This window comes from Pseudoduganella dura, from assembly GCF_009727155.1.
Lineage (GTDB): Bacteria > Pseudomonadota > Gammaproteobacteria > Burkholderiales > Burkholderiaceae_D > Rugamonas > Rugamonas dura.
The window spans coordinates 670,523-683,435 of record NZ_WNWM01000002.1 but is presented as its reverse complement, the minus strand read 5'-3'; the positions used below and the strand labels follow the sequence as shown (position 1 = coordinate 683,435).

Annotated in this window: 9 protein-coding genes; 5 read left to right on the top strand and 4 right to left on the bottom strand. The window is 66.1% G+C overall.

Going from position 1 to position 12,913, the window contains the following annotated elements; translation table 11 throughout:
- Positions 1–51: 51 nt before the first annotated feature.
- Complete coding sequence (locus GJV26_RS03150) at positions 52–1,416, bottom strand: HD-GYP domain-containing protein (protein ID WP_155707556.1); 1,365 nt, start codon at positions 1,414–1,416, stop codon at positions 52–54.
- Between the two features lie 279 nt (positions 1,417–1,695).
- Here GJV26_RS03150 and GJV26_RS03145 point away from each other — a divergent pair, with 279 nt between their 5' ends.
- Both GJV26_RS03145 and GJV26_RS03140 read left to right on the top strand, forming a co-directional pair.
- On the top strand, positions 1,696–2,832 hold the full coding sequence (locus tag GJV26_RS03145; RefSeq protein WP_189441923.1) for a metallophosphoesterase: 1,137 nt from the start codon (positions 1,696–1,698) through the stop codon (positions 2,830–2,832).
- A 107-nt stretch (positions 2,833–2,939) separates the two neighbouring features.
- A complete protein-coding gene (locus GJV26_RS03140; protein ID WP_155707554.1) occupies positions 2,940–5,951 on the top strand; it encodes a sensor histidine kinase in 3,012 nt (1,003 codons plus the stop codon).
- Between the two features lie 63 nt (positions 5,952–6,014).
- Here the strand turns inward: GJV26_RS03140 and GJV26_RS03135 are convergent, their stop codons facing one another.
- The gene (locus tag GJV26_RS03135; RefSeq protein ID WP_371866441.1) at positions 6,015–6,857 is read right to left on the bottom strand and encodes a phasin family protein; all 843 of its coding nucleotides are present in this window, start codon (positions 6,855–6,857) and stop codon (positions 6,015–6,017) included.
- Between the two features lie 152 nt (positions 6,858–7,009).
- Here GJV26_RS03135 and GJV26_RS03130 point away from each other — a divergent pair, with 152 nt between their 5' ends.
- Positions 7,010–8,359: a sensor histidine kinase gene (locus tag GJV26_RS03130; RefSeq protein WP_155707553.1), complete on the top strand. Its 1,350-nt coding sequence runs from the start codon at positions 7,010–7,012 to the stop codon at positions 8,357–8,359.
- A gap of 29 nt (positions 8,360–8,388) precedes the next feature.
- On the opposite strand, the gene GJV26_RS03125 is transcribed toward GJV26_RS03130, so the two are convergent.
- Entirely contained in the window at positions 8,389–9,333 is a 945-nt protein-coding gene (locus tag GJV26_RS03125; RefSeq protein WP_173346126.1) for an alpha/beta fold hydrolase, read from the bottom strand.
- A 73-nt stretch (positions 9,334–9,406) separates the two neighbouring features.
- Positions 9,407–10,315 carry an alpha/beta fold hydrolase gene (locus tag GJV26_RS03120; protein ID WP_155707551.1) on the bottom strand — a complete coding sequence of 303 codons (909 nt, stop codon included), beginning with the start codon at positions 10,313–10,315 and terminating at the stop codon, positions 9,407–9,409.
- Positions 10,316–10,843: 528 nt separating this feature from the next.
- Here GJV26_RS03120 and GJV26_RS03115 point away from each other — a divergent pair.
- Positions 10,844–11,227 (top strand): response regulator, encoded by a 384-nt coding sequence (locus GJV26_RS03115; protein WP_155707550.1) that lies wholly within the window; start codon positions 10,844–10,846, stop codon positions 11,225–11,227.
- Between the two features lie 29 nt (positions 11,228–11,256).
- Positions 11,257–12,897 carry a sensor domain-containing diguanylate cyclase gene (locus tag GJV26_RS03110; protein ID WP_155707549.1) on the top strand — a complete coding sequence of 547 codons (1,641 nt, stop codon included), beginning with the start codon at positions 11,257–11,259 and terminating at the stop codon, positions 12,895–12,897.
- Positions 12,898–12,913: the final 16 nt, after the last annotated feature.

Here is a 12,913-nt window from a genome sequence, read left to right as displayed (position 1 = left end):
CGCCACAACCCTTGCAGGCTTGCGGCGAGGGCCTGCCCGTGATTGGGGGAACTAGGCAGGCAGTTGCGCCACCGCCTTGCACAGCGCTTCATAACATGCGGGGTCCAGTGCCGTGCCGACGGTCTTGCCCATCATTTCAAGCGCCTGCGGCACAGCGATCGCGCCACGGTAGGGTCGTTCGGCGGTAATGGCATCGAAGATGTCCGCGGTGGTGATGATGCGCGTTTCCAGGCCGATTTCCGCGCTGGAGAGCCCTCGCGGATAGCCGGTGCCGTCGAGCTTTTCGTGGTGCGCACCGGCGATATGGGCCAGTTCACGGAAGGCGCCGATGCGGCCCAGGATCGTCTCCGTGTACTGGGCATGCTGGCGCACCGCATCCCACTCGGCACGGTCCAGGGAACCGGCCTTGTCGAGCACGCTGTTGCTGACGCCGAGCTTTCCCACGTCGTGCAGCAGTGCGCCGCGGCGCAGCCAGCGCCGGCGTTCGGCGGACATGCCCATCTGCTCGGCGATCAGGTCCGTGTACAACGCCACGCGGGCGCTATGCCCGCTCGTGTAAGGGCTTTTCGAGTCCACCACCTGGCCGAATGCGGCAGCGATGTCGTCCAGGTAGTCGTCGTCCAGGGGGACGGCCTTGCCCGCAGGCTCCAGCAACCTGACTGTCATATCCACATCGGGGGAGGCCAGCACGGTCCAGAACGCGTTGTCCGTTGCGACATCATCGAAAGCGGCCACCAGGTCCGGATCGAACCATTGGCCGGCGCGTGCGTGAACCTCGCGTAAGGCGGCATCCCGCCCGTCCGCCGTGTGGAATACATCGATCACCTGCGCAAGCAGGGCGATGCGGGCGTACATGGGAATCGCGGCGCCTGCCAGGCCGTCGGGCCGGCCGCCACCGTCGAAGTGCTCATCCAGGCTGTAGATGCCTGCGGCCACGCCGTCGGAGAAGCGCAGCAGCCGCGCGATGTCGGCGCCGCGCTGGCAGCGCGTGGCAATCAGTTCGTCGGTGATGCGCTTCCCGTCGCGCAGGATCGTCAGGATGCCGCGGAAGCGCTCGGCCAGGCCGGCTTTCAGCCCGGTGTGCGACAGCACGAAGGCCAGCACTTGAGGCAGTCCTGTGCCGATGGTCTTGAAGTCGCGCTTGAACGACAGGTCGTCCGTCATGTACAACTCGCAGATGCGCGCGGCATTGCTGCTGCATCCGAGATCCTTCAGCAGCACCGCGTAATAGAGTTCCCATAATTCATGCTCGCCCAGGTTCATGCGACGGCCGATTGCCATGGCGATCCAGCAGGCGCGCACGCAATGCCCCGCGGGCTGGCCTTCCGTGATATCGAGCGCGTAGCTCAGGGCTCCGATCAGTTCGGATAATTGCAACGACGCCACCTGCGGTTCGCCGGGATGAGATAGTTTCATATGAAACACTAAAATAGATCTTGGGAAATTTTATTGTACGCCGGTCGCGCCTCTCATGTTGCCGCCAGGACTTTTTTAGACGGGCTGTACAACACTAACGACGCGATGCATGCCTGGCCAGGCCGCAGGTCCACGGGAGAAAAATGCGTCCGGGCGCCACTTCCGACAATGCTGGAGCTGCACCCGACAAGTTCCGGCAACGGCAGGCCGGTGCGATACGTCCACCAGCTCATCAGGCTATCATTGCGCAATTCAACGACAGACGAGAGCCTTCACGCTGTGTTCTTTCCCTACCTGTATCTCGCCTTCATCTACTTTGTCCTGCGCCTGATCGTCCCGCTGCCGCTGGGGCGCGCTGCCCGCATCGCGCTGGCGCTGGCGGTATTCCTGGTCTGCCAGCACCACCAGATCCAGAAATGGTATTTCGGCACGATGTTCTCGCCGGAGATTCCCCGCCCCTTCGTGATATTGCTGGGCCTTCTGTACTGCGCCTGGCTGCTGCTGTCGATTATGAGTTTGCTTGTCGACCTGGGTCTGTTCGTGGCGTGGGCGCTGCGCCGGGGACGCGCCGTCGAACACACGTTCATGCCACGCTTGCGCTATGCCATGTTCACCATTGCGGCCCTGCTGTCGGGCGTCGGGGTGTACCAGGCGATCGGGGTGCCGGAAGTGCGGCGGGTGGAACTGGCGATCCGCGACCTGCCGCCCGGCCTGGACGGCTTGCGCATGGTGCAGTTGAGCGACCTGCATATCAGCCGCCTGATGGATGCCGGCTGGGTGCGCCAGGTGGTCGGGCGCACCAATGCGCTGCGGCCGGACCTGATCGTGATCAGCGGCGACCTGATCGACGGCACGCCGCAGGCCCGCGAGGGCGATATCGCGCCGCTGGCCGGCCTGCGCGCCCGGCACGGCGTCATCGCCAGCCTCGGCAACCACGAGTATTACTTTGGCGCGGAGCGCTGGACGCGCGAGTTCGAACGCCTGGGCATGACGGTGCTGGTCAACCGCCATGCCGTCGTCGACCACGGAGGCAGCCGGATGACCGTGGCCGGCGTCGCCGACCGGGTGGCATCCCGCTTCGACATGGCGGGGCCCGATACGGCGCGCGCATTGCAGGGCGCCGCGCCGGCGTTTCCCGTCATTCTCCTGAGCCACCAGCCGATCGAAGTGGAAGCCAATGCCCGCGCGGGCGTGGACGTCCAGCTGTCGGGGCATACCCACGGCGGCATGGTGCGCGGCATCGACGAGGTGGTGAAGCGCGCCAACGGGGGCTATGTCTCGGGCCGGTACAGCGTCGGCGGGATGTGGCTGTACGTCAGCAACGGCACCGGGCTGTGGAACGGCTTCCCGATCCGCCTCGGCGTGCCGGCCGAGATCACCGAATTCACCCTGAAACGGGCTCCCGGCCAGACGTGATACCGATCACGAGCTGGCGGCTGCACCTCGTGCGCCTTGTTCCCGACGAACAACGGCGCCCCGCAGGTTGCTATACTGCGCCCGCCGATTGTCTTTCAGAACGTTCCGTGCCATCCGACCGCCACCGGCGACTTCCAGATCTCATTCATTCCCTGCTGGCCTGCCTGTTCGCGGCCTGCAGCCTGCTGCCGTCGCACCTGCCGGCCGCGCCGGCGCGCACGCTCGACCAGCTCGAACACGTGGCGTGGACGCAGCGCGACGGCGTTCCCGACAACATCACCGCGATGGCGCAGACGACCGATGGATGGATGTGGCTCGGCACGTCGGAAGGGCTGTGGCGGTTCGATGGCCTGCGTTTTACCAGCGTACAACCGGCGGGCGCGGCCCGTTTCCCCGACCGGTCCGTCTACACGCTGCAGTCGGACGGCGCCGGCGGGCTGTGGATCGGCTGGATGTTCGGCGGCATCAGCCACTACCATGCGGGCAAGGTGCGCAACTGGGGTACCGCGGACGGACTGCCGGCGGGCGCCATCTGGTCGTTCGCCGGCGATGGCAAGCGGCTGTGGGCTGCGGGGATCGGCGGGCTGGCGTACTTCGACGGCGCCCGCTGGCAGCGCATGGGGCCGGCGCAGGGCTTCACGGCGCGCAAGGTCGCTTCCGTGTTCGTGCATGCGGACGGTACGGTGGCCGCGTTTACCGAACAGGGCCTGTCCCTGCGCCGGCCGGGAAGAGACCGCTTCGAACCCGCCATTCCCGGGCCGTCCACGCGCCAGCCGCCGTCGCAATCCGGCCGCGGCCCCGTGTGGTACCTGGAGCAGCGGGGCATCCGCGCTCTCGACAGCCTGGCCGGGTATGCCCATGCCGATCGCTGGGTGTTCCGGCAGCGCGGTCCCGTCAGCGGCAGCATGCTGGCCGACAGCAGCGGGGCACTGTGGTTCGACGATGTGGCCGGCCTGCTGCGGCATACCGATCCGTTGCGTGCGGACGATCGCCCCGGCGGCGGCTACGCGCCGGGTACCGAACTGTTCACGATGGCGCGGGGATTGACGGGCAATGTCGTGCATTGCCTGATGGAAGACGCGCAGGGCAATGTCTGGGTGGCGACCAGCGGCGGGCTGGACCGCTTCCGCGCCGCCAATGCCGTCGAGGCGCGCCTGCCGACGCCGTACCGGGCGCGCCTGCTCGCGGCGGCCGGCGGCGGTGTTTTCATCGCCGACGGCAATGGCTCATGGCGGATCGAAGGCGACGGCACCGTGCGCGCGCTACCGGCGGGTGCCGGCGCGCAGGCGATGGCCGCCGCGCAGGACGGCACCATCTGGCAGGCGACGAAGGACGCGTTGCGGCACCTGTCGGCCGACGGTAGCCGGCTGCTGGCGGAAGTCGCCTATCCGGCCGACGTGGCGCCGGCGGACAATATCCGCGCCGTTGCCGTCGAACGTGGCGGAGCCGTCTGGCTTGTTTCCAGCGGCCGTGGCGTGCTGCGCCACGCGAACGGCGCGTGGCAGCGCCATCCCGCGCTGCCCGAAGGCGGGCGCAAGACGCCGATCGCCGTGCTGCAAGACAGCCGGGGCCGCGTATGGATCGGCTACGAGGACAACCAGGTCGCCCTGGTCGAGGGCGGCGCCGTCACCCTGTATGGCGCCGCGCAGGGGCTCGCCGCCGGCCGGGTCAGCGTGCTGGCCGAATACGGCGGGGCGATCTGGGCCGGCGGCACCGATGGCTTGTCGCGCCTTTCCGGCAACCGCTTCGTACCCGTGCGGACCGCGCCGGCCGATGCGGTGGCCGGCCTGGCCGGAGGCGTCGGCGCGCCCGAGGGCCTGTGGCTGAACGGCGCTGCCGGTCTGGTGCTCCTGCCCGCCGCCGCGCTGCGGGCAAACGGCACGGTGCCTGCCCGCGTGTTCGACGAGGGCGAGGGCGTGGCTGGCCGCGCCCGCCCCTTGTTCAACAATTCGATCGTGCGCGCGGCGGATGGCCGGATCTGGGTCTCGACGAAGCGGCGGGTGTTCTGGCTCGATCCGGCCGCCATGCGGCAGGAGCCGGTGCCGGCGGCGCCCACGCTGCTGCACGTGACGGCCGACGGCCGGGAGCACGACCCAGCGCTGGCGGTGCACCTGCCGCCCGATCCCGGCCGGGTCTCGTTCCGGTTCGCCACCCCATCCACGGACATGGCGGCGCGCATCCGCTACCGCTACCGGCTGGAAGGATACGACCGGGCATGGCAGCAGGCCGGCCGCGCCACGGAAGCGGCCTACACCGGCCTCCCGCCGGGCGATTTCCGCTTCGTGGTCCAGGCAGTGAACGGCGCCGGCGCCTCCAGCCCGCCAGGCGCCGGCTTGCCCGTGCATGTTCCGCCGACGGTGGTGCAGACGGTGTGGTTCAAGCTGGCGTGCGGCGCGCTGGCCTTGCTGGGCCTGTGGGGCCTCTACCGTTATCGCCTGCGCCTGCATGCCCGCCGCCTGCTGGCCCTGGAGCGCACGCGCAACGCCGAACGCGAGCGCATCGCGCGCGAGCTGCACGACACGCTGCTGCAGAGCGTGCAGGGCCTGGTGCTGCGCGTGCACGCGACCACCGAGCGCATGCCGGCGGCCGATCCGCTGCGCGCGTCGCTGGCCGCCACGCTGGAGCGGGCCGACGCCGTGCTGGCCGAGGCCCGCGACCGCGTCCAGGGCCTGCGGCAAACGGCGCCGGCCGCGAACGGATTGCCGGCGCAGCTGGCTGCCGTGCTGGCGCAGGTCTGCGAAGAGCAGGGCGCGCCGCGCTGCGGCTTCGCCCACACGGGCAACCCCAGGGCGTTGTCGGCCGAGGCGGCGCATGCGTGCACGAGCATCGCGATCGAGGCCGTGCGCAATGCGTGCCGGCATGCCGGTGCCCGCGACATCGCGGTGCGGCTGGCCTACGGGGCGGAGGAGCTGGAACTGTCGGTTGCCGACGATGGCGACGGCATCGACGCGGAGATGCTGCGCTCGGGCCGCGCGGGCCACTGGGGTATCGCCGGCATGAACGAACGGGCGGCCGAGGCGGGTGGCGTATTGCGGATCCGTTCCACGCCCGGCACCGGCACGACGGTCACCCTGTCGCTGCCCTATGCCGGCGCCATGGCGGAGTACGGCAGGGCATAGCAGCATTCGTTGCCGCTGTTTGCCGATGCTAGGCGACTGATGCCGGCCTGGGCCGGCAACCGATTATCTGGAAGCAGCAGCGGCCGGACCGTTCGTGACGGCCGAGGTGAACTGGCCGACAGCGGTGTTCACGTTGGCTTCGATCGCGTCCGATGCCTGTTTCGCCGTCAGGGTGAGCTGCTCGTAGCCGGCGCTGGCGTTGCCCAGTGCGGATTTGAACAGGGCGACAACGTTTGCACTGCCGGCCGGAGCGTTCTTGCCGGCTTCGTCCACCAGCGAGAGCACCTTGCGGTTTGTTTCCGAAAATTGCGCTTTGGCCACGTTCGACAGTCCGGCAGCGGTGCCGGACGTGATCGACGACACCTGGCGCGCGTAAGCCACCGCTTTTTCGGCAGCCGGCCGGGCCTGGGCGGCGCTCAGCGAGAAGAACGCTTTCGGATCCCTGGCCGACAGCAACTGCCTGGCGGTGGAAGACGAATCTTCCAGGGATGTCCTGGCGGCAGCGAGGTTCAGGCCGGCCAGTTTTTCGACGCCTTCGAATGCCTGGCTGGTCAGGGCGGAAAAGACCGCGAACTGGCTTTCGAAATGGGTTTTGGTGGCGTTGGAAAATTGCTGAGGAATCGAAAACATGTATTTCTCCATTTGGATAGTGTTGTGATGGAGCTTTTGTGATCGGCTCCGGATCGGAATTGTGCGATGCAACATAAGCGAGTCTAACGGTTCGCTGGGTGATGTCAAGGATATTTTTGTGCAGTGCACCAATTTTACGAGGCGGAATATGGCGGAGTGCAGGACGATGCGCTCCCGGATTGCGAGCTGGTGGCCATATCGCCACCGTGGGAAGTTCGAAATCCGCGAATGACCGGCACTGGCGCAATCAATAAAGTCATCAATAAAATCAATCAATAAAAGTTCCTAATGGAAATTGTGCATGAAAACTGGGGTATCATGCGACGTTCGCGTGAACACCGGTCAATCTCCCAGGCAAGATTCATCTTGCCATTGCACGCGACTCGGTGGCCTTCGCATCGACCTGTCCCATTGCCATTTTTCCTCCCATGACGGTTTGCCTGAAAATCCATCCGATCCTTACCGGCGTCGTCAATACTGAAACCGATGTAATCGCAGCACGTCAGCGTGCACGCCAGATCGCCGCGCTGTCGGGATTCAGCGTTCAGGACCAGGCCCGCATCGGCACCGCCGTGTCGGAAATCGCCCGCAATGCCTACAACTACGCGCGGCGCGGGAGAGTGCGCTTCTCGATCGATGAAACGGATGGCTGCGCGTTCGTGATCGAGATCGAGGACAGCGGCCCGGGCATCGACAAGGCCGAACGCTTCCATGCCAGGGATGCGTCGTCGGCCCAGGGCCGTGGCGGCCTGCACGCCGCGGCCCGGCTGATGGACCGCTGCGAGATCACGACCGGCGCGACCGGTACCCACGTACTGCTCAGGAAAAGCCTCCCCGGGCCATTGCCGATGAAGCCGCTTGCAATGGCGGACGCGGTGACGCGCCTGTCTCTTCCCAACAATGTCGCCCTGTGCGAAGCGCACCAGCAGAACCGGGAATTGACCGACGCCCTGGCCGCGCTGCAGGAGCGCCAGGATGAACTGGTGGTGATGTCGCGCTGCCTGGAAACGACCAATACGCAGGTGCAGGCGCTGAATCATCAGCTCAACGAGAAGGCCGACGCGCTGCAGGACGCCGACCGGCAGAAAAACGAATTCCTGTCGATCCTGAGCCACGAACTGCGCGGGCCGCTGTCGGCCGCGGGAATGGCGGCGCATCTGCTGAAGAACCGGCTCGCCACTGTCGAGCAGACTTCCGCCATCGGTGATCTGATCACCCGGCAAATCCGCCACATGGAGCGCCTGGTCGAAGACCTGCTGGACGTCTCGCGCGTGGGGCAGGGCCTCCTGTCGATCGTGAAGACGCAGGTGGACATGCATGACGTGGTGACAGCCGCCATCGAACAGATCACGCCGGCGGCGCTGCGCAAGCACCATGTCATCACCTTCGCGCCGGCGCGGGACCGCTGCCTCGTCGACGGCGACCGCACGCGCCTGATCCAGATCGTGTGCAACCTGGTCAGCAACGCCATCCGCTACACGCCCGATGGCGGCAGGATCGACGTCGCGGTCGGCCTGCGGGAAGGCCGGGTCTTTGCAACCGTCACCGACAACGGCATCGGCATCCCTGCCGCGTTGATGCCCCGCCTGTTCGACCTGTACGTGCAGGCCAAGCCCGCGTCGGAACGCCAGCACGGCGGCCTCGGGCTCGGGCTGGCACTGGTCAGGAGCCTGATGGAACTTCACGGGGGGCAGGTGCGCGCGGCCAGCCCCGGGGAGGGGCAGGGCAGCATGTTCGAACTGACGTTTCCACGCCTCCGGCAGGACGCCGGACCCTGAAGAACGGGCAGCTGCGCAGGCCGCCGCTTTCAGCCCGCGGGGTATGCCGTCCCGTCATCCTCCTTCGCGGGCGGCCGCCCGGCGGCCCGGCCCTGCAGGTTTTTTTCGAGAAACCGGCGTATCAACGGCACCATGTCATCGGCCTTGTCCTCGAGCGCGAAGTGTCCCGTGTCAAAGCGGTGCAGTTCCGCATGGGGAAGGTCATGCAGGAACGCCTGCGCGCCCTCCGGCAGGAAGATCGGATCGTCGACACCCCACAGGATCAGCGCGGGTGGCTGGAATTCCCGGAAATAGCGGTGGAACTCGGGATACAGCGCGACGTTGGTGCGATAGTCGAAAATGATGTCGAGCTGGATCTCCTTGCTGCCGGGACGATCGAGGAAGAACTGATCGTGTACCCATGCGGCGGGATCGATCCGGTCGATCTCCTTCACCCCGGTGACATACTGGAAGCGCGTGCCGTCGATCGTCAGGAAGGGGCGCATGGCATTGCGGTTGGCTTCGCTGTTGTCGGCCCACAGCGCGCGCGTCGAGGTCCAGAAATCGCCCATGCCCGCCTCGTAGGCGTTGCCGTTCTGGACGATCAGCGCCGTGACACGTTCCGGATGCGCCAGTGCCAGGCGAAAGCCGACCGGCGCGCCATAATCCATCACATAGAGCGTGTAACGGCTGGCGCCCAGCCCGGCGAGCAGTTCGTCCACGACGGCCGCGAACGATGCAAAGCCGTAGGCGAACGCCTCGGGCGACGGCATTGCCGACAGGCCGAAGCCGGGCAGGTCCGGCGCGATGACGCGATAACGGTCCGCCAGCGCCGGTATCAGGTTGCGGTACATGTGCGAGGAACTGGGAAAGCCGTGAAGGAGGACGACGACCGGCGTATCGTCGGGCCCCGCCTCGCGGTAGAAGATATCGAGGCCGGCGACCCGCGCCGTGCGGTGCCGGGTCGCGGACCTGGCGATCGGGGGCGTGCTCATGTCGGCTCCTGGCAGGCGTGTTTCAGCGGTGTGTTGCAGGCAGGTGGCGGGTGCCGGCTTCATGGCTGCCGGTTCACAGGTTGCGATCGAGGAAGTCGCGCATCAGCGGCGCGATCACGTCGAGCTTGTCTTCCAGCGCGAAGTGCCCCGTGTCGAGGATATGCAATTCCGCGTCGGGAAGGTCGCGAAGGTAGGGATGGGCGCCCGGTTCCGGGAAGATGATGTCGTTCTTGCCCCAGACGATCAGCGTGGGCGGACGGTGCTCGCGGAAGAACGCCTGGAAATCCGGGTACAGCGGCACGTTCGAACCATAGTCGCCCAGCAGGTCGAGCTGGATCTCGCGATTGCCGGGCCGGTCGAGCAGTGCCTGGTCGACCACCCAGTTGTCCGGGCTGATCCGGGAAATATCGCTGACGCCATCCGTGTACTGGAACTTCGTCAGTTCGAGCGTGACGAGGTGGGCAAGCGCCTCGCGCTTTGCCGGCGAACGATCCGCCCAGTAGGCCTTGATCGGATCCCAGAATGCAGCGAGGCCTTCGGTATAGGCATTGCCGTTCTGGACAATCAGCGCCTGGACCCGTTCGGGATGCTTCAGTGCGAGCCGGTAACCGATCGGGGCGCCGTAATCCATCACATACATGCTGTAGCGCGTCGCTTCCAGCGCGACGGTGAGCTTGTCGACGATATCGGCCAGGTTGGCGAATGTGTAGTCGAATCCGGACCGGTCGGGTGCATCGCTCTGGCCATAGCCCGGATAATCCGGCGCGATGACACGGTAGCGGTCGGCAAGCAGGGGAATCAGGTTGCGGAACATGTGCGAGGAGGTCGGGAACCCGTGCAGCAGCAACAGAACGGGCGCCTCTGCCGGCCCCGCTTCCCGGTAAAACACATTCACGCCATCGATCTTCACCTTCTTGTAGTGGATGACCGGCACTGCCCGGCGCGAGGCATCGCTCCGGTCGATCGAATCGGCTTGTGTCATGGTTTTCTCCAAAAGGTCGGGGGTATCGGGACGTACGCCGTCGATGGCGTTCCGAAAATACTGTAGGCCAGGCGAAGCCCGCAGCCGAGTTAATCGAGGTTAATCAAGGTTAATGGCGTGAGGTTAAGGCGTGGAGTTAAAGATGGTGCTTGCGGAGCATGCGCATGCAATGCTGGAGCGCGCCGCCGGCGAATGGGTACGGAGCCCTGCCAGCAAGTGAGAGGGCAGGTACAGGGGCGTGCCAGGCGACCTGCGCGCTTCGCTCGCCCGGAACGCATGCGCCGTACGGGCCGCTGCCTTGCAGCCGGGACTTGGCCGAACTGGATACGCCGATGATGCGCTTTAACCACGAGGCATCTACCCAACACTTTCGCGTTTTCCATGGCGCTTGCGAAGCGCCTGCTATAAACTTGACGTAGGGAAATTCGCCTTGCTGCTTTTTCATCGTTCAGTTGATTTCCCGTCATTCCGGCCCAGCCAACGCCGATTGCAACTTCACTCTCAAGTGACTACCTTCGGAACCCTGGCATGCCGCTTTCCTCCTTACGTGTTCTCGTTGTCGACGACCATGCCGATTCGGCCGACGCGTTGGCCGAGCTGCTTTCGCTGTACGGGATGGCCGCGCAGGCGGTCCATGACGGAACGCGGGCGATAGCGCTGGCGGAAACCTTCGCACCCGATGTCGTTCTGCTCGATCTCCGCATGCCCGGCATGGACGGCTATGCGGTGGCGCGCGCATTGCGCGCGATGCCCCTGGCGCAGCCGTACCTCGTTGCCTATAGCGCGCTGGATGATGCCAGGACGCTGGCGCAGGTGCGGGATGCGGGATTCGACTGCCATCTGCCGAAGCCGTCGCGGATTGCCGCCATCCTGCGGGTCGTGTACGCCAGCGCTTCCGCGCTTGCCGCGTGATCGGCCGGGTTCTCCTGCGCGCGATAGCCATGCATATTCTTCCCCGCACGCTGAAAGCACGCATCGCCCTCCTGGTCAGCGTGCTTGCGCTCGCGTCGGCGTTGCTGGCGTCGCTGGCCGTCCTGTACCCGATGGAGCGACAGATGCGTGCCCTGGTCGGCGAGCAGCAGGTTGCCCTGCTGGCAAGCGCCGCCGCCGCACTCGACCAGCAGGTCAGCGACCGGCGTGTGCTGTTGAGAGCGATCGCGGAAGATGCCGCGCGCGTACCGGGCCTGCGGTCCGCCGGTCTCCAGCCGTTGCTGGAACAGCATGCCGTATTGCGCGACGAATTCGATAACGTCGTCGTGTTCGACCGTGCCGGCAGCGTCATCGCAAACCTGGCGAACCGGCGTGGCGTCGGCGATACGACGGCGGCAAACACCAGAACGTTCCGGGAAACCGTGGACACCCGGGAGGGCGTTATTTCGCCGCCGTTTCGCAGTCCGTTGTCGGGCAAGCCGTCCATCGTGCTGACCGAACCGGTCATCGGCGCCAACGGCGATGTGATGTTCGTCCTGGGCGGCGCGCTCAGCCTGGTGAATGCCCGTTTCATGGGGCAGTTCCTAGCTGCCCGGCCGGGTCCTTCCGCCTATTTCTACCTGATCGACCAGCGTGGCACGATCATCTATCATCCCGACGCATCCCGTGTGCTGCACAACGTCTGGCGGGAGCCGGGCGGTGTCACCGAAGTGACGCGGCGCGCGCTTTCAGGATTCGAGGGCTGGACCGAGGGGGTGACCAAGGAAGGGCGATCGGCGCTGATCGCAGCGACGCACCTGCGCCGTACCGGGTGGACACTCACCGTGGTCTACCCGGTGGCCGAAGCGTTCGCGCCGTTGCGGCAAGGCGAAAGCGCTGCCCGGATGTCGACTGCCGCGGTAACCCTGCTGGCCACGGCGGCCGGCTTTTACCTTGCATCCGTTTTCCTGCGTCCCCTCGGTCGATTGCACCGGCGTGTCGACATGCTCGTCGCGGGCACCGCGGATATCGATGTGCTGGACTCGGTGCGTTCGGACGAGGTCGGCAGCCTCAGCAGGGCATTTTTCGCACTGTCGCAGCAACGCCGCGAAGCCGAGCACCGGCTGGCATTGTTGAGCCGTACCGACACGCTCACCGGCTTGCATAACCGGCGCATGTTCGAAGCCGAACTGCCGGCGGCACTTGCCCGCGCACGGCGGTCCCATACGGGCCTGGTGCTCGCCTTCCTCGATGTCGATCACTTCAAGCGGATCAACGACACGTTCGGCCATGCGACAGGCGACCAGGTGCTGTGCGAGTTTGCGCGGCGATTGCTCGGCAGTGTTCGAGAGGTCGACACCATCGCGCGGCTTGCGGGCGACGAGTTTGTCATCATTTTCGAGAACATCGATAGCGAATCGCGGGTGGCACCGATGATGGAAAAGCTCCTCGATACCATCCGGGAACCGTTCGTCTGCGGCGCGGGTCCGCTGGCGGTCACCACCACGGTCGGCGTGGCGTTCAGTGCCGGAAAAATTTCAGCCGATAACCTGCTGAAGGTTGCCGACGAAGCGCTTTACGGCGCCAAGGCGGCCGGCCGGGATACCTGGGCATTTCGCGATGGCGATATCCGGTGCCAGGTCTCTTCGGTGGAAGCCGTGCTGCCCGTTTAGCCCTGTCCAGGGCGGT